This window comes from Geodermatophilus sp. URMC 62 (assembly GCF_052931475.1).
Genome location: NZ_JBRFHY010000001.1, coordinates 4,843,173 through 4,865,845 on the forward strand (window position 1 = coordinate 4,843,173; position 22,673 = coordinate 4,865,845).

Here is a 22,673-nt window from a genome sequence, read left to right on the forward strand (position 1 = left end):
GTCGAGGGTGGGTGTCGCGGCTGTTCGTCCGTGTCGAGGGCCGGTGCACGGGGACGTGGCCGTGCGGCGCCTCGCCCGACGCCTCGCCCGTTGGAGCCGGGTTGGAGGCGGGACCGGCACGGTCCCGATCGCGACACCGCTCGCACCAGGGAGGACACCGATGGCCCGGCCCCCGCGCCTCCACTTCTGCGACGAGGACCTCGACGGCCGGCTCGCCCGGACGCCGTCGATGGCCGTGGTGTCCGCCGCCGACCTGGGCGAGGCGACGGCCGCGGCCTCCCACGTGGACCGGCCCGACCGCGACCGCTGGCACGCCACCTGGGCGGGGGCCGCCGCCGCGGCCGAGGACGCGGCGGCCGCGGCGACGGCGGCCGGCGACCGGGCCGGTGCCCGCGCCGCCTCGCTGCGGGCCGGCGGGCACTGCGCCGGCCTCGGGCAGCAGGTCCGGGCGGCCGCCGTCCACCCGCGCCTGCACCGGGTCCTGGCGGACCGGGTGTCGGCCGGGGCCGGGACCCGGTGACCACGCCGGGGCAGCCGCCGGGGACCGGGACGGCGGCCGACCAGCGCGCGCACCGGCTGCGCAAGCTCCAGGCGCTGCACGAGCGCCGGGCGCTCCCCTACCGCTACCCGACCGACGCCACCGCCGCGGGCCTGCAGGACCGGTACGCGGGCCTGGCGCCGGACCAGCGGACGGCCGACCGGGTGCGGATCGCCGGCCGGCTCGAGCTCGTCCGCCGGCAGGGCCACCTGACCTTCGCCACGCTGCGCGACCGCACGGGCACCGTCCAGCTGTTCGTCGACAGCTCCGTGCTCGGCGCCGACCGGCACGCCGAGTTCGACGACGTCGACCGCGGGGACTGGCTCGGCGCCGAGGGCACCGTGATCACCACCCGGCGCGGTGAGCTGTCGGTGTGCGTCGAGGAGTTCGCCGTCCTCGGCAAGGCGCTGCTCCCGCCGCCGGACGCCCACCACGGCCTGCCCGACGTCGAGACGCGCTACCGGCAGCGCTACACCGACCTGGAGGTCAACGAGCGGACCCGCGAGGTCTTCCGGATCCGGCACACCGCCGTGCGCGCCATCCGCCGGCACCTGGAGGACCGCGGCTTCACCGAGGTCGAGGGGCCGGTGCTGCAGAGCACCCAGGGCGGCGCCAGCGCGCGCCCGTTCGTCACCCACCACAACGCGCTGGACCTGGACCTCTACCTGCGCATCGCGCTGGAGCTGCACCTCAAGCGGCTGATCGTCGGGGGCATGGAGCGGGTCTTCGAGATCGGCCGGGTGTTCCGCAACGAGGGCATCGACACCCGCCACAACCCCGAGTTCACGATGCTCGAGGCCTACCAGGCCTTCGCCGACTACACCGACGTGATGGACCTGGTCGAGGGCATGGTCACCGCCGCCGCCCGGGCCGCGCTCGGCGAGGACCTCGTCGTCCACCACGCCGGGCAGGCGGTCGACCTGGGCGCGACGCCGTGGCCGCGCCGGCGCTTCGCCGACATGATCGCCGACGTCACCGGCGCGGTGATGCACCCGGCGATGCCGGTGGAGGAGGCCCGCGCCGTGCTCGACCGGCTCGGCCTCCCCTACGAGGCCGGGTGGGGCCCCGGCCGGCTGATGAAGGAGGTCTACGACGAGCGCGTGCAGCACGACGTCGTCGGGCCGGTCTTCTGCGTCGACTACCCGCGCGAGGTCTCCCCGCTGGCCCGCACCCACCGCGACGACCCCGCCTACGTCGAGCGCTTCGAGCTGATCGTCGCCGGCTTCGAGCTGTGCAACGCCTACTCCGAGCAGAACGACGCCGTCGAGCAGCTGGCCGCCTTCGAGGCCGAGGCGCGTGCCAAGGAGCACGGGGACCCCGAGGCCGGCGACGTCGACCTGGACTACGTGCGTGCGCTGGAGCGCGGCATGCCGTGCACCGGCGGCCTCGGCATCGGGATCGACCGGCTGGTCATGCTGCTGGCGAGCGTCGACTCGATCCGCGAGGTCATCCTCTTCCCCACCCTGCGGCCGGAGTCGGGACCGCCGCCCGGCGGCGGCCCCGGCGGCGCCCCGCGGCCGCTGGTCACCCCCACGCCGCTCCCGGCCGACGGCGGCCCGGTGACCGCACTCCCCGACCTCGCGCCGTCGGCACACCCCGTGCCCGCGCCGCCGGCCCGCGCGCGGGTGCGCCCGCGCACCGTCGCGCTGCTGTCGGCGCTGACCGCGCTGTGCGGCGTGCTGCAGCTCGCCGTCCGCCTGCCGGTGGTGCACGACCGCATCGGCGGCGGTGTGGTCGACGTCGACCCGCTCTGGGTGCCCGTCGCCGGCTCGGTGGCCTCCGTCGTGATCGGGTTGCTGCTCCTTCTGCTCGCGCGGCAGCTCGCCCGGCGCAAGCGCCGCGCGTGGCAGCTGGTCGTCGCGCTGTTCGCGGTCGGGGCGGTCGCGCACGCGGTCAAGGGGCCGCACCCGGTCGCGGTGGCGCTGTGCGTCGCGATGGTGGCCGCGCTGGTGGCCGCCCGCCCGGCGTTCCGCGCACCCGGCGACCCGCCGTCGCTACTGCGGCTGCTGCACGCCCTGCCGCTGTACCTGGCCGGCGTCCTGCTCTTCGGCCTGACCACGCTGTGGGCCGAGCGCGCCCGCGTCGAGCCGGCCCTCACCCCCGGCGGCGCGCTGGAGACGGTGCTCGGCGGGCTGGTCGGCCTCGACGGGCCCTACACCTACCGCTCGGCGTTCCTCGCCCGGTTCCTCCCCGACGCGCTCCTCGCCCTCGGCGTCGCCGGGCTCGTCGTGCTCGGCGTCCTGCTGCTGCGGCCGCTGGCCGTCCGCCGGCCGCACACCGGAGAGGACTGGAAGCACGCCTCGCGCCTGGTGCACACCTACGGCTGGGACACGCTGGCCTACTTCTCGCTGCGCGACGACAAGAGCTTCTTCTTCTCCCGCGACGGCGAGGCGTTCCTCGCCTACACCTACCTGGGCGGGTACGCGCTGGTGTCCGGGGACCCCGTGGGGGCGCGGGAGTCGGTCGTGCGGGTCCTCGACGAGTTCCTCGACCTGTGCGACGAGCGCGCGTGGACGCCGGCGCTGCTGGCGGTCCGCGAGGCGAGCATGCCGCTGTACGCCTCCCGCGGGTTCACCTCGGTGTACCTCGGCGACGAGGCGGTGATCGACTGCCGCCGGCCGCTGCTCGAGGGGTCCGCGCACAAGGGCCTGCGGGCGGCCGTGCGGCGGGTCGGCCGCACCCACCGGTTCCGGCTGCTCGCCGAGGCCGACGCCCCGCCGGCGCTGGTCGACCAGCTCAACGCGATCAGCGCCCGCTGGCGGGGGAAGGCACCCGAGCGCGGGTTCACGATGACGCTGTCCCAGGACGTGCGCGGCGCCGGCGCGGACCCGCAGTTCCTCCTCTGCGTGGCCCTCGACGAGCGCGGCGTGCCCGGCGGCTTCCTGCGGCTGGTGCCGGCCTACGGCCCGTCCTTCGGCTACACGCTGGACCTGATGCGGCACGACCCGGACGCCCCGAACGGGATGACGGAGTTCCTCATCGCCCGGACCGCCGCCGCCCTGGGCGCCCGGGGCGTGGCGCGGCTGTCGATGAACTTCGCCGTGTGGGGGCGGCTGTTCGCCGACGACGTCGAGTTCACCCCCGCCCAGCGCGCGGCCCGCTGGGCGGTCGGCGTGCTCAACCCCTTCTTCCAGATCCGCTCGCTGCGCGACTTCAACGAGCGCTTCGATCCCGAGTGGCTCCCGCGCGTCCTCGCCGTCCGCCGGCGCGCGGACCTCCCGCGGGTGGGGCTGCGCTACGCCGGCGCCGAGGGCTTCCTCGCCGTCCCCGGCCTCGGGCCGCTGCTCGTGCCCCGCGCCGTCGGTGGCGTGCCGGCGCCTCCGGACCCGCCGGGCCGGGCGGCGGCGTGAGGCGGCCGGGAGCGGGCGCCGTGCGGTCCCGGCTCCCCCGCCGCGGTCCAGCGGGCGGTGGCGGCGGCCGGGCCGCCGGTGTGCGGCACCGCCGACGTCGTGCACCTGGTCGTCGTGCCGCCGCGCCCCGGCGCCGGTCGGCTGAGCCCTACGGGACCGCGCCGTGCGCCGCGGCGGAGCGGGCGAGCGCCACCGTGGCCGCGACCATGGCGGCGACCAGCACCGCCACCAGCAGCCACTCCGTCCCGCCCGCGCGCAGCCGCTCGCCGAGCACGGCGATGCCGAGCGCCGCGCCGACCACCGGCTCGCCGACCGTGGCCGCGGGCAGCGAGGCGCCGAGCGGGCCGGCCTGGAACGCCGCCTGCTGGACGGCGGTCCCGCCGAGCAGCGCCGCCGCCAGCAGCCAGGTGCTCCACGAGGTCAGCACCGCGACCACGCCGTCGCCGAGCAGGTCCACCACCCCCTTGGTGAGCGCCGCGGCCAGCCCGTAGGCCAGGCCCGTGGTGAGCGCGAGCAGGACCGCGCGCGGCGTGCCCCGCCGCAGCGCCGCGCCGAGCAGGCACGCGCCCCCGACCGCGCCGAGGACGGCCCAGACCGGCAGCCACGTCCGCCAGCCGGCCGCGTCGTCCCCGGCGGTCGGCTCCCCGGTGACGACGAACGCGGCCAGCGCCACGACGAGGACCGCGGCCCACACCCAGTCGGCGCGGCCCAGCCGCCGCCCGGCCCACCGGGCGCCGAGCGGGAGCGCGAAGAGCACCGTCGTGACCAGGAGCGGCTGCACGAGCAGCAGCGACCCGAGGCCGAGGGCGGCGGCCTGCGCCGCGTAGCCGCCGGTGTCGGCGACGGTGCCGGCCCACCACCGCGGTGACCGGGCCAGGGTGAGGGCCAGGCGCAGGCCCCCGCCCGCGCCCTCCGGCACCGCCGCCGCGGTCCGCTGCTGGACCGCCGAGGCGAGCGCGAACAGGGCCGCGGCCAGCAGCGCCAGCCCGGCCGCGGCCGCGCTCACCCGCTGCCCGCCGGGCCTCCCGCTGCCCGCACCGGCGCCGCCACGGCCGGCCGCCGGTCCAGCGCGACGACCAGCGCGGGGAACAGCAGCACGGTCAGCACGCCCGCGCCGACCAGCGCGGCGGCGTTCTCCGGCAGCATCGTGCCGCTGCGCACGCCGATCTCGGCCAGCGCCACCAGCACGGGCAGCGCCGTCGCACTCACCAGCGCGGTCTGCACCCGCTGCCGCACCGGGAGCACGCGGCGGTAGAGCAGCAGGGCGGGGCCGCCCCGGACCGCCAGCATGAGCACGAAGAACAGCAGCAGCCGCAGCGGGGCGTCGGCGATCGAGGCGAGGTCCAGCGCCATGCCGGAGGAGACGAAGAAGACGGGGACGAAGAAGCCGTACCCGACCGCGTCGAGCTTGGCCTCCAGCTGCGGCGCGGCGGCGCCGACCCACTGCCGCAGCACGACGCCGGCGAGGAAGGCGCCGAGCACCGCGTCGAGGTGGAACTGGTCGGTGACCGCGATGAGCGCGATCAGCAGCAGCACCGTGGCGCGCAGGGTGATCTGCGCGGTCTCGTCCTGCCCCGCCCTGACCACGGCGGCCAGCCGGCCGCCCTCCCGGATGCTGCGGCGCAGCAGGCCGAGCACCACGGCCAGGACGGCGACCGCGGCCAGCGAGACGAGCGCGGCCAGCCGCCCCTGGCTGCCCAGGAACACCGCGATGGCGAGGACGGGGAACAGCTCGCCGACGCCACCGGTGGCCAGCAGGTACCGCCCGAGCCGGCCACCGAGCAGGCCCTTCTCCCGCAGGACGGGCAGCAGCGTGCCGAGCGCGGTGGTGGTCAGCCCGAGCGCCACCGGGAGGAAGGCCCGGACCACGCCCGTGGCCGCCAGGACCCCCACCACCCCCAGCGCCAGCCCCAGCGAGACCGACCACGCCAGGACCGCCCGCCGGCCGGCGTCCTCGCGGAACAACCGGGGGTCCAGCTCGTAGCCGGCGAGCAGGAAGACGAAGCCGAGCCCCACGTCGGCGAGCACCCGCACGTCCGCCGCCGCCCCGACGTCGAGGACGTGCGGGCCGAGGACCATCCCGCCGGCCAGGAGCAGCACCACCTGGGGCACCAGCAGGCGGGGGAACAGCCCGACGACGACGGCCGCCAGCAGCGAGACGGCAGCGACGGCGGCCAGGGTGTCGATCGACAGGACGTCGTCCACCCAGTCCTCCCCTCGCCCGGCGCGCGCAGCGATCCTCGCCGGTCCCGGTGCGCGGTGGAAGGCACACCTGCGCGTTCTCCGCGGCGGCGGCGGGGACGGCACGATCGCAGGACGTGCCGGACGCGAGGAGGCGACGTGGACCCCGAGCGGAGGGACCTGCTGGGTGCGGGCCTGGACCCGGAGCTGCTGCCCGTGCTCAGCGGCCGCCGCGAGCTGGTCGCCTGGCTGGTCCTCGGCTTCCTCGTGGCCTTCCTCGTCACCCGCTTCGTCACGCACGCCATCCGCACCGGCCGCGGGCCGTTCCGGGACGCCAGCGTCGGCGGCGTGCACGTGCACCACGAGGTCTACGGCATCTTCCTGCTGCTGGGCACCGGCACGGCGGAGTTCACCTGGCGCCCGGACGGCGCCGGCGGCGCCCTGCTCGCCGTGCTGTTCGGCACCGGCGCCGCGCTGACCCTCGACGAGTTCGCGCTGTGGCTGCACCTGGAGGACGTCTACTGGTCGCGCGAGGGCCGCAGTTCGGTGGACGCGGTGCTGATCGCGCTCGTCGTCGGCGTCATGCTGCTCGTCGGCGCCAACCCCTTCGACACCGACGACGCCCAGGGCGAGGGCCTGCTCGCGCTGACCGTGCTGCTGCACGTCACCACTGCCCTCGTCGCCGTCCTCAAGGGCCGGGTGGTCCTCGGCGTCGTGGGCGTGTTCGTGCCGTTCGTGGCCCTCGTCGGCGCGGTCCGGCTGGCGCGGCCGGTGTCGCCGTGGGCGCGGTGGCGCTATCCCGAGGGCAGCGCTCACCACGCCCGGTCGCTGCTCCGGTTCCCGCCGGGCCGGCGCAACCGCTGGGACGCCCTGGTCGACCTGTTCGCCGCCGTCCCGCCGCCACCGGCTCCCGCCCCACCCGGTGACCGGAGCCCGGTCAGCGGCCCGGCAGGCGGACCGACTGGGCGTGGTGGAACTGGTCGGTGGGGTCCCAGCGGCCCTTGACCTCCTGCAGGCGCCCGTAGTCCGGCCCGAAGTAGAGGGTCGGCCAGTCCCGCAGGTCGACGTCGGGGTAGTTGACGTAGCAGCCGTCGGTGACGTCGTCGCGCGCCGGCTCCCCGCCGGTGGCGGCGTAGACCGAGGCGTAGCAGCGGCGGATCCAGCCGAGGTGCACCTCGTCCTCAGCGGGGTCGGTCCAGTATGTCTGGTACTGCAGCTTCATGATCGACGACCGCTGCGACACGGCCGTGTCGCCGGGAGCGACGGCGTTCACCTGCCCGCCGTAGGTGTCGACCTGCACCAGCGCCTGGGGGTTGCTGTAGGAGGGGTCGGTCAGCGCGGCGTGCAGCGCGGCGACGTGGGACTCCGGGAAGGGCCGGCGCAGGTAGGCCGACTTGTACTTGCCCCGCTGGTTGGGGCCCGAGCCGTTGAGCGTCTGGGTGGCCTGCAGCCACGGCATGGTGCGCCGCGTGGTGGTGGGCAGCGCGGCCGCGGGCATGCCGGCGTCGAGCGCGGCGAGGAACCCGTCGAGCAGCGCGGGGTCCTCGCCGGAGGCCTGGGTGACCAGCGTGATCGTGCCGGCGGAGACGTGGGAGAGCTTGAGCAGGCCGAACAGCCGGCGTCCGGGGCTGTCCGGCGCGCTGTTGGCGGCCAGCCAGCCGCCGTAGTTGCCCAGCAGGGTGGCGAACGACGTCGCGTCGAGGGCGCTCCACTGCCAGGTGGTGGTGGCGAGCTGGACGGTCGGCGGAGGCGCCGGCAGGTCGTGGAAGGTGTAGGCGACGACGACGCCGAAGGTGCCGCCCCCGCCACCGGTGTGCGCCCAGAACAGGTCCCCGGTCTCCGGGTCGTCGGGGCGCGCGGTCACCAACCGCACGGAGAGGTCGGCGTCCACCACCACCACGTCGACGGCGGACAGGTGGTCGACGGTCAGCCCGTGCTCGCGGGACATCAGCCCGTAGCCGCCGCCGACGACGTGCCCGCCCAGTCCCACCGAGTAGCAGGACCCCGCGGGCAGCGTGACGCCGGAGCTCTTGTACAGCAGCTCGTAGACGTCCCAGTTGGTGCAGCCGCTCTCCAGCCGGATGCCGTCGTCGGTGCGGGTGACCGCGCGCATCCCCGAGACGTCGAGGACCACGCCGCCGGGGTTGTCGGTGACGAAGCCCTCGTAGCAGTGGCCACCGGCCCGGACGGTGACCCGCCGGCCGGCGGCGACCGCGGCGCGCACCGCCGCCACGCACTGCTCCTGGGTGGTCACCACGACCACCGCCGCGGGGGTGCCGGTGAACCGCTGGTTGAACCCCGTGACCAGCGCCGGGTAGCGCGGGTCACCGGGGCGGACCTCGACGGCGGGGACCGGCCCGCCGCCCGCCTCCGGCTGCGGAGCGGCGACGGCCGGGAGCGCGCCGACGACCGACCCGGCCGCGACCCCGGCGGCCGCCGTCCCGGTCCCCATCAGGAACCCGCGCCGCGACAGCCCCCGCCGCCCTCCGTCCCGTCCCCCGGTGTCCCCCCTGGTCCCTCGCACGCTCGTCACGGCTCCCCCTGCGGTCCGGGCCCCCGCGCGGGGCCGGTCGGAGGACCCTCCGGCCGGGCGCTCCAAGCGGGCTCCAACCCGGGCACCCGCCCGTGTCCGGACCCCTACCGGGACAGCGCCACATGCGGTACGCAGTGGTCCGACGCTGCAGCGTCACCGACGGTGGCCACGTGCCCCCGCCCGCTCCTCCGGGACGGGGCCGGCCCCGTCGTCGCGGGCACGGGGGTGGCACGCGAGGGGGTCCATCGTGGGCGGCGACGCTCCGGCCGACGTGCTGTCCTTCCGGGACCTGGGCCCGCTCGAGGTCTCCCGCGGTGGGGAGCCGGTCGCCCTCGGCGGCGCGCGCCTCGCCGCGGCCCTGTCCCTGCTGCTGCTCGACGCGGGCCGGCAGGTCAGCGTCGACGCGCTCACCGAGGCCGTGTGGGGTGCGGACTCCCCGGCCCGTTCGCCGTCGACGCTGGACTCGCACGTCTGGCGGCTGCGCAAGGTGCTGGAGCCCGGCCGGCGGCCGGGCGTCCCCTCGGCGGTGCTGGTGCGCGAGCCGGGCGGCTACCGGCTGGTCGCCGACCCCGGCACCATCGACTCGCGGCTGTTTCCCGGGCTGGCCGCCGACGCGCGGGCACTGCTGAAGGCCGGCCGCCCGCACGAGGCCGCCCGCGCCGCGGAGCGGGCCCTGGCGCTGTGGCGCGGGCGGCCCTACCCGACGGTGGCCGACGAGCCGTGGGCGACGGCCGCGGTCGCCCGGTTGCAGGAGCTGCGCGACCAGGTGCGCGAACTCCTGGCCGAGGCGCTGCTGGCCGGCGGCGCCCCGGAGCGGGCGCTGCTCGAGGTGGGCGCCGCCGTCGCCGAGACGCCGCTGCGCGAGCGGCTGTGGAGCCTGCGCATGCTCGCGCAGCACCGCCTGGGCCGGCCGGAGGAGGCGCTGCGCAGCTACCAGCAGGTCCGCGCGGTGCTGCGCGAGGAGCTCGGGCTGGAGCCGGGACCGGAGCTGCGCGAGCTGCACGGGCGGATCCTCGCCGAGGACCCGACGCTGGCCGGCCCGCCGGCAGCCGCCCGCGCCGGGCCGCCGGTCCCCTCGCCGCGGCGCGGGCCCCCGGAGGGGACCGCCGCGCCCCGGCCGGCGCACCTCCCCCACCGCACCGCGTCGCTGGTGGGGCGTGAGCGGGAGTTGGCCGAGCTTACCGGCCTGGTGACCAGCGCTCGGCTGGTCAGCCTGGTCGGGGCGGCCGGGTGCGGGAAGACCCGGCTGGCCATCGAGGTGGCACGCGCGGTCGCCGACCGGTTCCCCGACGGCGTGTGGTTCGTCGACCTCACCGCGGCCGGTGACGCCGTCACCGTCCTGTGCACCGTGGTGTCCGCGCTGGGGTTCGCCCCCGCTGACACCGACCGGCCCGCCGATGCGCTGCGGGCCTCGCTGCGCGACCGGCGGGCGCTGCTCGTCCTCGACAACTGCGAGCAGGTCCTCGACCCGGTGGCCGACCTCGTCGACGACTGGCTCGCCGGCTCCGGCGCGCTCACCGTGCTGGCCACCAGCCGCGAGCCGCTCGGGGTCGCCGGCGAGCGGCTGCACCGGCTCGGCCCGCTGCCCCTCCCCGAGGGCGACGACGACGTCACCTCCTCCCCCGCGGTGGCGCTGCTGCTCGACCGGCTGGCCGCCGCCGGCGCCGACCGCGAAGACCTCGGCCTGCTCAGCGCGGTGGTGCAGATCGCGACCGCGGTCGACGGCGTGCCGCTGGCCCTGGAACTGGCCGCGGCCCGGGCGCGGGCCTTCAGCCTCGACGAGATCGCCCACCAGGTCACGGCCGACCCGGGCTCGCTGGCCCGGCCCGGACGCGGCAGCGACCACCACCGCACCGTGCGCGCCGCCGTCGAGCAGAGTGTCGCGCTGCTGCCCGACGACGAGGCGGAGCTGCACCGCGCCGCCTCGGTCCTGCCCGGCCCGTTCACCGTGGCCGTCGCCGGCGCCGTCCTCGGCGGTCCCGGGGCGGAGCCGCGGCCGGGCACGGTCACCGCCGACCTCGTCGCCCGGCTGGTGCACCGCTCGCTGCTGGTGCCGCTCGGGCCGGCGCGGCCGGGCGGCCCCTCGCGGTTCGTCCAGCTCGCGACGGTGCGCGGGCACGCCGCGCACGTGGCCGGGGCGGACGCCGCCGCGCTGCGCCGCCGGCGCGACGGGTGGACGAGCGCGCTGACCGTGGCCAAGCCGCCGCTGGGCCGCGTGGCGGAGAGCGCGTGGTTCGACGCCCTCGACGACGACCTGCCCACCCTGCGCGCCACGCTGCAGCACCTGCTCGTGGAGGCGCCCTCCGCCGAGGGGGTGCGGCTGGCCGGCCGGCTGGGCACCTTCTGGTGCTTCCGCAGCAAGACCATCGAGGGCCGGACGTGGGCCGAGCGGGCGCTGGAGGCCGAGCACCTCGCCGACCCGGTGTCGGCGGCGCTCGTGCGGCTGACCCTCGCCCACCACCTCTCCGCCGGCGGTCAGGACGACCTCGCCGCCGCCCACCTCACCGTCGCCACCGGGCTGCTCGAGGGCGGCCCCGGGGCGCGGTCGCGCACCGTGGCCGAGGTCCAGACGCTGCTCGCCCACGCCCTGGTGGTGGCCGGTGCGCTGGAGCCGGCGCGGGCCGTGGCCGCCGCCGTGGCGGCGGCGGCGCGGGCCGGGAGCGGGGACGCCGACCTCGACCTGCTGGCGCAGACCTGCGCCACCCTCGTCGACAGCGGCTCCGGCGTCCTCCCGGGCGGGTGGCTGCCCGCCCTGCACCGGCGGGCGCTGACCCTGGGCAACGTGCACGTCGCGCTGCTGGTGGCGGGGATGGGCGTCGTCGCCGCGCTCCGCTCCGGCGACGCGGCCACGGCCCTGTCCTGGTCGGACCGGATGATCGCCCACCGGCTGGTGCTCGGCACCTCCGACGGGCCGGTGGCCCTGGAGCTGCGGGGCGTGGCCACGGCGATGGCCGGCCGGCCGCAGGAGGCGGTCCGGCTGCTGTCCGCGGCCCGCACGCAGGCGGGGCGCAACGGGCTGGGCTGGCCGGCGTTCGAGGCGACACCGGACGTGCTGCGGGAGGTCACCGCCGCCCTCGACCCGGGCGCCGCGGAGCGGGCCCGCGTCGACGGCGCCCGGCTCACCCTGGCCGACGTCGTCGACCCGCCCCGCACGGTGGCCGAGACCGCCTGACCGCGCGCGCGGACTCCTGCCCCGGCCCCGGCTCAGGCGGGCACGCCCAGGGCGGCGGCCGTCGCGCGGAGGGCCGCCCGGTCGGGCTTGCCCTGCTCGGTCAGCGGCACCCGCTCGACCGGCAGCAGCTGCACCGTGGCCGCGACCTCCCGGCCGTGCACGGCGGTGACCGCCGCCCGGCAGGACGCGACGTCGACCTCCCCGCCCGGCCACGCCTCGGCGGCCACGACCCGCACGCCGCGAGCGGCATCGGGGACGACGACGGCGTAGCGCACCGAGGGCCGGCGGCAGAGCGTCTCCTGCAGGTCGACCGGCACCACCGTCCCCGGAGTGATCATGTCGGCGGCACGGCCCAGGACGCGCAGCATCCCCTCCTCGTCGAGGGAGCCGAGGTCGCCGGTGCGGTACCAGCCGTCGACGAAGGCCGCCGACTCCTCGACCGGCCGGTTGCGGTAGCCCGCCGCCATCCCCGCCGACCGGACCTCCACCGTCCCCGCCCACGGGTCGAGCGTCCCGTCGGGCCGGCGGAAGCGGACCTGCACCCCCGGGAGCACGTGCCCGGTGCAGGAGAAGCGCGAGGGCCGGTCGTGCTCGGCGGCCGACAGCGCGCTGACGATGCCGACCTCGCTGGCGCCGTAGGTGTGGGCGACCACCGGGCCGAGCCGCGCGCGGGCCCGCCTGCGCAGCACCGGCGGGGCCAGGGCGCCGACGTGGGTGATCGTCTGCAGGGAGCCGAGGTCGTGCCGCGCCACCTCGGGCCGGTCCATGAGGTCGAACAGCTGCGGCTCGACGAGGAAGAGGTCGGTGATGCGCTCGCTCTCGACGGCCGCCAGCGTGGCCGCGCCGTCGTAGTGGTCCTGCAGCACCACGGTGCCACCGCCGAGCAGGGTCTGGTCGACCAGCACCTGGGTGAGGTGGGCCAGCGAGCCGTTCGCCAGCTGCCGGCGGTCGGTGCGGGCGGGGCCGGCGACCATCGCGGTGTAGGTCGCGAAGTCCCGCCGGCTGCACTTGGGCACCCCGGTGGTGCCGCCGGAGGGGATCACCACCGCGAGGTCACCCGGGCGGGCGCCGCACGGCGGTGGGCCGTCGTCGAGACCGGCGGCGAGCGCGTCGAGCCGCAGCGCTCCCCCGGGCACCGCGCCGACCGTCGTGACCGGCGCCGCCACCCCGTCGGGCACCAGGCCGGCGGTCTCCGGGAAGACGACGAGCAGCCGCGGGTCGACCTGGGCGACGAGCCGGGCCCTGCGGCCGGCGTCGGGCGGCGCGGGGAGGAAGGCCACCGCGGCCCCGGCCAGGTGCGCGCCGTAGCGGACCGCGAGGGCCTCGGGCCGGTTCGGGGCGAACAGCGCGACCAGGTCTCCCGGGCCGACGCCGAGGGACCGCAGTGCCCGGGCGTACCGGGAGGCGGCGGCCAGCAGGCCGGAGGCCGGGGTGTCGCTGCCGGCGTACCGCAGGACGGGGCGGTGCCCGCTCCGCTGCAGCACGTCGACCAGGTCCTGCACGTAGACGTCCACGGTCGTCCCCTCGGTGTCGGCGGGCGGTCGGTGCGGTCAGCGTCGACCCGCCCGCTCCAACCCCGCGCCAGGGCGAGGTCCTGACCACCGTCGACCGGATCCCCCACGGCGACCGGCGCGCCTGGGTGCAGCAGTGGAGCGCCACCGCCGAACGGCTCGCCCCGCAGGCGAGGCCGCCGAGACCGCGGGGCACCGGCGCACCGCGCCGGCTGCGGGCCTCGACCCACTGGTCGGTGGCGCCGACCAGGCCGACGCCACCGGGCAGTTCACCGCGCTCCGGGAGCGGCACCGCGACGCCTGGGACCGCTTCGTCGACCTCACCGACGCCGTCGGCGACGTCGCCGCCGAGCGCCTGTCGATCCCCTCCGTGGACACCACGCTGCCCGGCCACCTGTTCCGCTCCAGGCCGGCGGACGAGCCGCGCCGCACCCTCGTCGTCACCGACGGCAGCGACGGGTCGGTGGCCGACGCGTGGACCCCGGGCCCCGCGCAGGCGCGGGCGCGCGGGTGGGACGCCGTGACCTACGACGGGCCCGGCCAGAACGCCGCGCTGGTGCGTAAGGGCATCCCCTTCCGGCCGGAGTGGGAGTCCGTGCTGACCCCGTGCGGCGGCACCCGCAGGCCGGGCATGTCCTCGGTGGCCGTGCCGATCGTCGCCGCAGCGCCGGCAGGGCCCGACGACGGAGAACCCCAGGTGCTGGCCGCCCTGGGGGTGGTCCTCCCCCGGCTGGGTGCCCAGCGGCAGCGCTACGTCAGCACGCTGCAGGTCGCCGCCCGCGGCATCGGCGGGCAACTCGCGCCGACGACGCTCCCACCCAGTGGGAGATGACGCGAGGCGTTCCCGGCCGCTGGCAGCATCTCGCCGGACCGACGGTCAGCCACCGGCTGTCGGGCCGGCACGGTCGGAACCCGCGACGCCTGGCCTCCAGCCGACGGCCGCGAGGTGGCCCAGGTCGACATCCGCGCCGGCGTCGAGTTCGCGTCAGCCGACCGGCTCAGTCGCTCGGCGAGCGGCCCGTACGACCAGGTCCCGGAAGAACTCGTGCTCCGGGTCGTGGTCGTACACCGGGTGCCACCACATCGCCTCGACCAGCGGACCGAGCTCGAACGGCGGCGGCAGTGCGCGGACGCCGACGTCCACCGGGAGGAGCTGTACCAGCCGTTCCTGCAGCAGGCCTATGCGGCCGCTGCCGGCGACCAGCCCGGGCACGGTCAGGAAGCTCTCGGTGACCACGCTGACCCGCGGTTCCACGCCGAGCATGCGCAGTTGTCGCGCGGCCGGCGTCGAGGCGGTCGGGCCGTGGTAGGTCGCGACCCAGGGCATCGTCGTCAACTGGTCGACGGTCAGCGACTCCCCGACCTCGTCGTTGTCGGCCGAGACCAGGAGCACCCAGCGGTCGCGGTGCAGATCGACGTGCGGGAGGTCGCTGATGAAACCGTGCGGCAGCACGATGAGGTCGGTGTTCAGCAACGTCTGCGCCGCCTGGTCCACCGCCTCGGGCGTGTTGTGTGCCAGCCGCAACCGGGCGCGTGGGGCCTCCTCGGCCATCAGTCGCGCCAAGGCGTCTCCGAGGACCGCGCAGCCGTAGTCGCTGATCCGCACGGAGTACTCCCGCGTGGACCCGGCCGGGTCGAACTCCGGCTGCGCGGTGAACACCCGCTCCAGGCCGTCGAGGGCGAGCCGCACCCGCGGCCCGAGCTGCGCGGCCAGCGGGGTCAACCGGTAGCCGTTCCCCACCCGGGACAGCAGCTCGTCACCGAAGTGGCGGCGCAGCCGGGCGAGGGACGCGGACAGGGCCGGCTGGCTCAGCCCGAGCTGTTGGGCCGCCCGGGTGACGCTGCGCTGCTCGAGCAGGGCGTTGAGGGAGACCACCAGGTTCAGGTCCAGGTTGGCCAGGTTCATGGTGGCGCGAGGCTATCGGCGACATCGATGACCGTCATCACTCATTGGTGCTTCCCTGATGGGCGTCCGACCCCGAGTGTGGAGACGTGACCCGCACCACCGACGTCCCCGCGCTCGATCCCACCGATCCCGAGGGCGCCATCGCCGCTGCGGCGAAGCGCTGCTCGAACTGGGGCCGCTGGGGCGCCGAGGACGTGCTGGGCACGCTGAACTTCCTCACCGAGGACAAGCGGGTCGAGGGTGCGCGGCTGGTCCGCCGCGGGGTGACCTTCTCGCTGTCGCAGCGCTTCGACGCCGACGGCCCGCAGAAGGGCTGGCGGCGGCGCACCAACCCGGTGCACACGATGCTCGACACCGGCACCGACGCCGAGCGCGGCGTGCAGGGCTTCCCGCACGGCATCGGCGGCGCCGACGACGTCATCGCGATGCCGCTGCAGGCCTCCACCCAGTGGGACGGCCTGGGCCACATCTTCGACCACGGCGACGCGTGGAACGGCCGCCGCGCCGGTGACGTCGTCACCAGCCTCGGCGACGCCGTCACCGGCATCGAGACCGTCGCCGACCGCATGGCCGGCCGCGGCGTGCTCCTCGACGTCGGCCGCGCGATCGGCGAGCAGTTCGGCACACCTGGCGAGCTGCCCGACGGGTTCGCCATCACCCCCGCCCACCTCGAGGCGACCATCGCCGCGCAGGGCGGGACCGCCCGGGTCGGCCGCGGCGACCTGCTGTGCGTGCGCACCGGCCAGCTGACCCGCGCCCGCCGCTCGCTCGCCGCGGGCACCGGGTGGGGCGACTACGCCGGCGGCCCCGCCCCCGGCCTGAGCTTCACCACCGCCGACTGGCTGCACGCCACCGAGATCGCCGGGGTCGCGACCGACACCTGGGGCTTCGAGGTGCGGCCCAACGAGTTCGACGTCGCCTTCCAGCCGCTGCACCAGGTCGCCATCCCGCACATCGGCCTGTTCCTCGGCGAGCTGTGGGACCTCGACGCCCTCGCCGCCGACTGCGCCGACGACGGGGTGTGGGAGTTCTCCCTCACCGCCGCTCCGCTGCCCGTGACCGGCGCCGTCGGCGCCCCGGTCAACCCCATCGCCGTCAAGTGAGGGAGCACCCCGTGAGCGCAGTGGGCAGCGTCCTGGTGATCGGCAGCGGCCTGGCCGGTACCGCCACCGCCATCCGGCTGGCCCAGGCCGGCGTCGCCGTCGACCTGGTCGAGATCAGGCCGAGGTCACCGCCCTCGGCTCGGGCATCACCCTGCAGGGCAACGCCCTGCGCGAGCTCGACCGGCTCGGCGTCTGGGACGAGGCGCGGCAGCGCGGGTACTCCTTCGACGTCACCGGCATCCGGGCGCCGGACCCGCACGGGACGGTCGTCTTCGAGGTCCCCGACGCCAGGACGGGTGGCCCGGACTACCCCGCGGTCATGGGCATGTCGCGGCCGGAGCTGGCCGGGATCCTGCACGACCGCGCCGCCGAGGTCGGCGTCAAGCTGCGATACGGCGTCACCTTCACCGATCTGCGCCAGGACGACGCAGGCGTCGACGTCACGTTCACCGACGGCTCGACCGGCCGTCACGACCTGGTGGTGGGCGCCGACGGCGTGCGGTCCGCCGTCCGGCAGGCCCTCGGGATCGACCTCGAGACCCGACCGACCGGGATGGGCATCTGGCGCTGCTCCGGCCCTCGGCCGGCGAGCGTCACCCGCACCGACCTGTACTACGGCGGACCCTCCTACATCGCCGGCTACTGCCCGACCGGTGAGGACTCCCTCTACGCCTACATCGTCGAGGACGCGCAGGACCGGTTCGCGATGACGCCGGCGGAGCGGCTGGCGACGATGAAGGAGCTCGCCACCGCCTACCACGGGCCGTGGGACGAGATCCGCGAGCAGCTCACCGACCCGTCCCGGGTGAACTACACCTGGTTCGAGACCCACCTGCTGCCCGCGCCGTGGAACCGCGGTCGCGTGGTGCTGATCGGCGACGCGTCGCACTCCTGCCCGCCCACCATCGCCCAGGGCGGCGCGCAGGCCCTGGAGGACGCCGCCGTCCTGAGCGACCTGCTGCTCACCCGCGACGCGCTCGACGACGACCTGTGGGACGCCTTCCACGCCCGCCGCGTCGACCGCGCCCGGGCCGTCGTCGAGGCCTCCAACCAGCTCGGCCGGTGGCTGCTCGACCACGAGCAGGGTGACGTCCCCGGCCTGATGCGCAGCGTCGCCGTCCTCGTCAGCGACCCGGCCTGAGAAGGACCCTCCTGCTCCCCGACGCTCGCGAGCTCGCGCCGGGCCCCTGCAGGAGGGCCGTCCCGCACCCCACCACTGGAGAGACCGTGACCCAGCGACTGATCACCCACCTGCGGCACGTCGACCTGGCCGTGCCCGACTACGAGGGCCAGCTCGACTTCTACACCAACACCTGGGGGCTGACGGCCGAGCACAGTGACACCGGCCTGACGTTCCTGGCCGCCGAGGGCAGCCCGGAGCAGTACGTCGTCCGGCTGCGCGAGTCGGCCGACAAGCGGATCGACCTCATCTCGTTCGGTGTCGCGACGCCGGCTGACGTCGACACGCTGGCCCAGCAGGTCGCCGCCGACGGCGTGACGCTGGTGCACGAGCCCACCGACCTGCAGACCCCAGGCGGCGGCTACGGCTTCCGGTTCTTCGACAACGAGGGCCGCACCGTGGAGATCAGCGCCGACGTCGCCGTCCGGCAGCACCGCCCGATCGAGGAGGGCGAGTCGATCCCGGTGCGCCTGTCGCACGTGGTGATCAACTCCGCCGACCCCGAGGGCACCCGCGCGTTCTACGAGAAGCACCTGGCCTTCGCCCTGTCCGACACCCTGGTGCACCCGCACATGGGCGAGATGATGTGGTTCATGCGGGTGAACTCGTGGCACCACAGCATGGCCATCGCCCGCTGCCCGCACCCCTCGCTGCACCACGCCAGCTTCGAGCTGCGCGGCATCGACGAGTACATGCGCGGCACCGGCCGGCTGCTGCGCGCCGGCGTGGAGAAGATCTGGGGCCCGGGCCGCCACAAGGCCGGCAACAACACCTTCAGCTACTTCCTCGACCCCAACGGCAACACGATGGAGTACACGACCGAACTGGAGCAGATCGACGAGGACACCTGGCACCCCCACCTCTACGACTTCACCGACCCCGAGGTCTCCGACCAGTGGGGCACCGCGAACCAGATGAACGAGTTCGTGGCCAAGAAGTCGTTCAACGACCCCGACACGGGCCTGTTCGTGGCCCCTCCGGTCTGATGCGGTTCGCCACCTGGGAGACCGGCGGGGTCGTCTCCGCCGGTGTCGTGAGCGATCTCCCCGACGGCGCTGCCGGGCTGCACGCGCTCCCGGCGGGGACGACGGTGCTCGACCTGGTGCGCGCCGGGCTGCCGGCCGCACGGGAGGCCGGGGAGGCGGCGCTGCGCGGCCCGGCCGTGCCGGTGGAGTCCGTGCGGCTGCTGCCGCCGCTGCAGGCGCCCACCGTGCGCGACTTCGTCGCCTTCGAGGAGCACGTCGAGGGCGTGCGCAAGGCGATCGACGGCGTCGCCGGCGTGGTCGAGGAGTGGTACCAGGCGCCGACGTTCTACTTCACCAACCCCTACGCCCTCGTCGGCGCGCACGACGACGTCCCGGTGCCGCCGGGCTCCCAGCGGTTCGACTTCGAGCTCGAGGTCGCCGTCGTGGTCGGGCGGGACGGCGCCTCGCTGACGCCGGAACAGGCCCGCGAGCACGTCTTCGGCTACACGGTGCTCAACGACTGGTCGGCGCGCGACCTGCAGGCCCGCGAGATGCGGGTCAGCCTCGGCCCGGCCAAGGGCAAGGACTCCGCCACCACGCTGGGACCGTGGCTGGTGACCGCCGACGAGCTGGAGCCCTACCGCGACGCCGAGGGCTTCCTGGCCCTCGACATGCGGGTCGGCGTCAACGGCACCCAGATCGGCCAGGACCTGCTGAGCAACATGGGCTGGCCGTTCGAGGAGCTGATCGCCTACGCCTCCCGCGGCACCGAGGTCCGCGCCGGGGACGTGCTCGGCTCGGGCACCTGCGGCAACGGCGGCTGCCTGGCCGAGCTGTGGGGCCGCCGGGGCGAGGCCGCTCCCCCGCCCCTGCGGCCCGGCGACGTCGTCGAGATGACCGTCGAGGGCATCGGCACCATCCGCAACCGCGTCGTCGAGGGTGCCGAGCTGCCCCCGGTCCGCGCCGCGCGCCCGCGTCCGCGCACCCGCACGCGCACCGCCTGATCGAGAGGAACCCCGTTGTTCGAGTACTTCCCCACCGGCCCCTACACCTGGAACCTCAGCGTGGTCGCCACGCTGAACTCCGGCGGCCTCATCGACGAGGTCGACCGCGCCTGCCGGCCGATCAAGGACGCCGCGAACGCCGGCGAGGACGCCGGGACGCCGGACTTCCTGCGCGCCTGGACCGCGCTGACCGACCAGCTCGTCGGCCAGGCCGAGGCGGCGGAGAAGGCCGGGCACGGGCGCACCGCCGGGCAGCTGTGGTTCCGCGCGTCGAACTACCTGGCCCAGGCCGAGCGGATGCTCGCCTCCTCCGACCCCGACCGGGTGCCCACCTACCGGCGGATGCTGGAGATCGCGCAGAAGGCGTTCGAGACGCACAGCCCGCGCGTGTCGCGGGTGGAGGTCCCCTACGAGGGGACGACGCTGCCGGCCTACTTCTCCCAGGCCCCGGCCGCCGACGACGGCCCGGTGCCGGTGATGGTGCTGGTCAACGGGCTGGACTCCACCAAGGAGCACATGTACAGCTCGAACCACTGGGAGGAGCTCGCCGCACGCGGCATCTCCTGCCTGATGCTCGACCAGCCCGGCACAGGCGAGGCGCTGCGGCTGCAGGGGCTGACCGCGCGCATCGACTCCGAGGCGTGGGGTGCGGCGGCCGTCGACTTCCTGCAGGCGCGCCCCGACGTCGACGGCGACCGGATCGGCATCGTCGGCTGGTCGCTGGGCGGCTACTACGCCCCGCGGGCGGCGGCGTTCGAGAAGCGGTTCGCGCTGTGCGTGGCGTGGGGCGCCAACCACGACTGGGGTGCGGTGCAGCGCCGTCGCCGGCAGCGCGAGGGCGAGCGGCCGGTGCCGCACTACTGGGAGCACGTGCTGTGGGTGTGGGGGCAGGAGGGTGACGAGAACGACTTCGACGCCTTCCTCGACTTCGCCGACCAGGTGACCCTCGAGGGCGTCGTCGAGCGGATCACCGTGCCGTTCCTCGTCGCGCACGGCGCCAACGACCGGCAGATCCCGGTGGAGATGGCCCACCGCTCCCACGACCAGGCCGTGAACTCCCCCAAGCGGGAGCTGCGGGTGTTCACGCCCGCGGAGGGGGCCACCGAGCACATCGGCCTGGACCACCTGCCCCTCGTGAGCACCTTCATCGCCGACTGGGTGGCCGACACCTTCGCCGAGCTGGCGAGCCGGTCCTCCCGGACGGGGGCGTCGTCGTGAGCATGCTGTTCATCAAGCTCCCGGTGCGCGACCTGCCGACGGGGCGGGCGTTCTACGAGGCACTCGGCTTCCGGATCGAGGAGCACTCCTCCGACGAGGAGACCGCCTCGATCGTCCTGGACGACGACGTCGCACTCGTCCTGCACACCCGGGACCGCTTCGCCGACCTCGTGCCCAGCGGAGCGGGGGACCCCTCGCGCGGGGCGACGGCCGTGCACTGCCTGACCGTGGACAGCCGCGCAGCGGTCGACGACCTCGTCGCGAAGGCCGTCGCCGCCGGCGGACGGCCAGGGCTGCCCCCACGAGAGGGAGACGCGCGCTACACCGGCGGCTTCACCGACCCCGACGGCAACGCCTGGGAGGTCCTGTGGATGGACCAGCTGCACGTCATCAACTGACCGGACCCCGTCCCGGTGCTGGACGACCCGCCACGGTGGTCGGCTCCGCCGGTCTCACAGCGGTGATCAGGCTGCTCGTCGGATCGGGTAGCCGGCGAAGCAATCAGCGGCGTCGGCGGCGGTGACCGCCGCCAGTGCGACGGCGATCGCCGCGTCGAGGGCCGCCCGGCTGCGGGCGGCGGCCGCCCGGATGAGGGTCTCGAGCAAGCTGGCGGCCTCCTCGACCGGCGAAGAGGCCAGCGAGTAGGCCGGCAGGAACACCAGCAGGCAGCCGGCGGCCTCGACCGGCGCGCGGATCCGGTCGGGCTTGTGCGCCGGCGTCGTCCACCACCACCGTCTGGCCCGGGTGCAGCAGGCTCTTCCCTTCAACGGCCGGCCCGGCCGCCCCGACGGGGTCACCGCCTGCGCCGGGTCATCGGCCGGCAGGGTGGCGATCGCCCGCGACATCGTCGCCAGGGACACCTCACCGCCGACCTCGGCGGTGAAGGCGTGCTCAGCCAGGGTCGCATCTGCGGCCTGCCGCAGGCGGCCCGGCAGCCGGGCCTGCACACGGTCCTTCTTCTCCGGCACCGACCCGTGCCGCTGCTCGGTCGCCAGGCTGCCGGTGGCTCGCCGGCGGGCCACACACCGCTCCACGGTCCGCACCGAGACACCGGATCGGGCCGCCGCCTGCGAAGGCTTCGTCCCCGCATCGACCGCGGCCACCACTCGATCGCGCAGATCCATCGAGCACGCCCGCGTGCACCAGGCCCACTCCGACGAGCAAGCCGCGCACCGCTGTCGGACGTACTCGGGCACTCCTCGATCGCCGTCACCGGCGACATCTCCGGCCACGTCTCCCCCGACGTCGCGCGCGAGGCCATCGAGATGCTCGGTGACGCCTTCGACCAGTAGCCGGACGGCGCTGAACCGCGACGGACGTCGCTCAGCGTGACTGTCGCCGAGGCCGCACGGTCGCGACTGCCGTGCCCGGACGCCGAGCGACCTCCGGCCGGGCTGTTCGGCGGGGTCGCCCGGCGTGGTCCACTCACGCAGGCAGGCGGCGCGCTCGGTCGAGGTGCTGTCGATGAGGGTGGCGCCGCGGCGCCGCGGCGAGGACCCGGCCGTGCGGAGCTACTCCATGGTCAGGGTGGCGCCGAGCGTGTCGGTGGTGAACGCCGTCCGGGCGTCGAAGACCTCGGGCTCGACGGTGGTGGCGTGCCAGGTGGTGCCGCGGGTGCTCACAACGGGTATCAGTTCTCGGCGAGGGTGCGGTGGGCCGCCGGCCGGCGGCCCACGACGGTGCAGCTGTTCCCTCAGGCGGGAACGCGCTCCCAGCTGACCGCCAGCTCGGCCCGCGTGCCGAACCGCTCGAGGTGACCGCCGAACGCCTGCTCCAGCCGTGTCAGCGTCTCGGTGTCAGGCGCCTCGACGAGCAGGGTGAGGACGCCGTCGCCGACGACGATCCGGCCGCGGGCCTCCCCCACCACCGTGACCCACGCGCCGTCGGCGTCCTGGGTGAAGGTGGCCTTGCGGCCGAGGTGGGAGACCAGCTGCTTGGCGTAGCGGGCCGGGGCGTCGGTGCGCACGTCGGCGCGCGAGGTGAGGGTGGTCATCGCATTCTCCTGGGTGCAG

18 protein-coding genes and 1 pseudogene are annotated in these 22,673 nt (G+C 75.9%); 12 read left to right on the forward strand and 7 right to left on the reverse strand.

Annotation, left to right across the window (positions count from 1 at the left end; all coding sequences use genetic code 11):
• The first annotated feature begins 160 nt into the window (after nt 1–160).
• On the forward strand, nt 161–520 hold the full coding sequence (locus ACU616_RS23260; RefSeq protein WP_446760781.1) for a hypothetical protein: 360 nt from the start codon (nt 161–163) through the stop codon (nt 518–520).
• A complete protein-coding gene (gene lysS, locus ACU616_RS23265) occupies nt 517–3,888 on the forward strand; it encodes a lysine--tRNA ligase (RefSeq protein WP_446760782.1) in 3,372 nt (1,123 codons plus the stop codon). Before ACU616_RS23260 ends, lysS begins: the two co-directional genes overlap by 4 nt.
• Before the next feature lie 148 nt (nt 3,889–4,036).
• Here lysS and ACU616_RS23270 read toward each other — a convergent pair whose 3' ends face one another.
• Nucleotides 4,037–4,894 carry a DMT family transporter gene (locus ACU616_RS23270; RefSeq protein ID WP_446760783.1) on the reverse strand — a complete coding sequence of 286 codons (858 nt, stop codon included), beginning with the start codon at nt 4,892–4,894 and terminating at the stop codon, nt 4,037–4,039.
• Nucleotides 4,891–6,093: a cation:proton antiporter gene (locus ACU616_RS23275; RefSeq protein ID WP_446760784.1), complete on the reverse strand. Its 1,203-nt coding sequence runs from the start codon at nt 6,091–6,093 to the stop codon at nt 4,891–4,893. Before ACU616_RS23275 ends, ACU616_RS23270 begins: the two co-directional genes overlap by 4 nt.
• A 135-nt stretch (nt 6,094–6,228) precedes the next feature.
• Between ACU616_RS23275 and ACU616_RS23280 the strand changes: the two genes are divergently transcribed.
• Nucleotides 6,229–7,074, forward strand: coding sequence for a hypothetical protein (locus ACU616_RS23280; RefSeq protein WP_446760785.1), 846 nt, complete (start codon nt 6,229–6,231; stop codon nt 7,072–7,074).
• On the opposite strand, the gene ACU616_RS23285 is transcribed toward ACU616_RS23280, so the two are convergent.
• Nucleotides 7,007–8,521: an FAD-binding protein gene (locus ACU616_RS23285; RefSeq protein ID WP_446760786.1), complete on the reverse strand. Its 1,515-nt coding sequence runs from the start codon at nt 8,519–8,521 to the stop codon at nt 7,007–7,009. The two genes, ACU616_RS23280 and ACU616_RS23285, sit on opposite strands and share 68 nt — an antisense overlap.
• A 328-nt stretch (nt 8,522–8,849) precedes the next feature.
• Here ACU616_RS23285 and ACU616_RS23290 point away from each other — a divergent pair, with 328 nt between their 5' ends.
• Entirely contained in the window at nt 8,850–11,774 is a 2,925-nt protein-coding gene (locus ACU616_RS23290) for an AfsR/SARP family transcriptional regulator (RefSeq protein ID WP_446760787.1), read from the forward strand.
• A gap of 32 nt (nt 11,775–11,806) precedes the next feature.
• On the opposite strand, the gene ACU616_RS23295 is transcribed toward ACU616_RS23290, so the two are convergent.
• Complete coding sequence (locus tag ACU616_RS23295) at nt 11,807–13,288, reverse strand: class I adenylate-forming enzyme family protein (protein WP_446760788.1); 1,482 nt, start codon at nt 13,286–13,288, stop codon at nt 11,807–11,809.
• A gap of 133 nt (nt 13,289–13,421) precedes the next feature.
• Here ACU616_RS23295 and ACU616_RS23300 point away from each other — a divergent pair, with 133 nt between their 5' ends.
• The gene (locus ACU616_RS23300) at nt 13,422–14,117 is read left to right on the forward strand and encodes a hypothetical protein (RefSeq protein ID WP_446760789.1); all 696 of its coding nucleotides are present in this window, start codon (nt 13,422–13,424) and stop codon (nt 14,115–14,117) included.
• Nucleotides 14,118–14,270: 153 nt separating this feature from the next.
• Here ACU616_RS23300 and ACU616_RS23305 read toward each other — a convergent pair whose 3' ends face one another.
• Nucleotides 14,271–15,191 carry a LysR family transcriptional regulator gene (locus ACU616_RS23305; RefSeq protein ID WP_446760790.1) on the reverse strand — a complete coding sequence of 307 codons (921 nt, stop codon included), beginning with the start codon at nt 15,189–15,191 and terminating at the stop codon, nt 14,271–14,273.
• Between the two features lie 86 nt (nt 15,192–15,277).
• Between ACU616_RS23305 and ACU616_RS23310 the strand changes: the two genes are divergently transcribed.
• The 7 genes and pseudogenes from ACU616_RS23310 (at nt 15,278) to ACU616_RS23340 (ending at nt 21,059) form a co-directional block, all read left to right on the forward strand.
• Entirely contained in the window at nt 15,278–16,294 is a 1,017-nt protein-coding gene (locus ACU616_RS23310) for a cyclase family protein (protein WP_446760791.1), read from the forward strand.
• 35 nt (nt 16,295–16,329) lie between these two features.
• A pseudogene (locus ACU616_RS23315) lies at nt 16,330–16,377 on the forward strand (hypothetical protein); the annotation flags it as partial.
• Between the two features lie 83 nt (nt 16,378–16,460).
• Nucleotides 16,461–17,435 carry an FAD-dependent monooxygenase gene (locus tag ACU616_RS23320; RefSeq protein WP_446761518.1) on the forward strand — a complete coding sequence of 325 codons (975 nt, stop codon included), beginning with the start codon at nt 16,461–16,463 and terminating at the stop codon, nt 17,433–17,435.
• A gap of 86 nt (nt 17,436–17,521) precedes the next feature.
• The gene (locus tag ACU616_RS23325; protein ID WP_446760792.1) at nt 17,522–18,460 is read left to right on the forward strand and encodes a VOC family protein; all 939 of its coding nucleotides are present in this window, start codon (nt 17,522–17,524) and stop codon (nt 18,458–18,460) included.
• On the forward strand, nt 18,460–19,443 hold the full coding sequence (locus ACU616_RS23330; RefSeq protein WP_446760793.1) for a fumarylacetoacetate hydrolase family protein: 984 nt from the start codon (nt 18,460–18,462) through the stop codon (nt 19,441–19,443). The genes ACU616_RS23325 and ACU616_RS23330 overlap by 1 nt, the downstream gene beginning before the upstream one ends.
• A 15-nt stretch (nt 19,444–19,458) precedes the next feature.
• A complete protein-coding gene (locus ACU616_RS23335; RefSeq protein WP_446760794.1) occupies nt 19,459–20,661 on the forward strand; it encodes an alpha/beta hydrolase family protein in 1,203 nt (400 codons plus the stop codon).
• Between the two features lie 2 nt (nt 20,662–20,663).
• Nucleotides 20,664–21,059, forward strand: coding sequence for a VOC family protein (locus ACU616_RS23340; RefSeq protein ID WP_446761519.1), 396 nt, complete (start codon nt 20,664–20,666; stop codon nt 21,057–21,059).
• 66 nt (nt 21,060–21,125) lie between these two features.
• Here ACU616_RS23340 and ACU616_RS23345 read toward each other — a convergent pair whose 3' ends face one another.
• Together ACU616_RS23345 and ACU616_RS23350 are read right to left on the reverse strand one after the other, a co-directional pair.
• Complete coding sequence (locus ACU616_RS23345; RefSeq protein WP_446760795.1) at nt 21,126–21,683, reverse strand: hypothetical protein; 558 nt, start codon at nt 21,681–21,683, stop codon at nt 21,126–21,128.
• Nucleotides 21,684–22,354: 671 nt separating this feature from the next.
• Entirely contained in the window at nt 22,355–22,654 is a 300-nt protein-coding gene (locus ACU616_RS23350) for a DUF2218 domain-containing protein (RefSeq protein ID WP_446760796.1), read from the reverse strand.
• Nucleotides 22,655–22,673 lie beyond the last annotated feature (19 nt).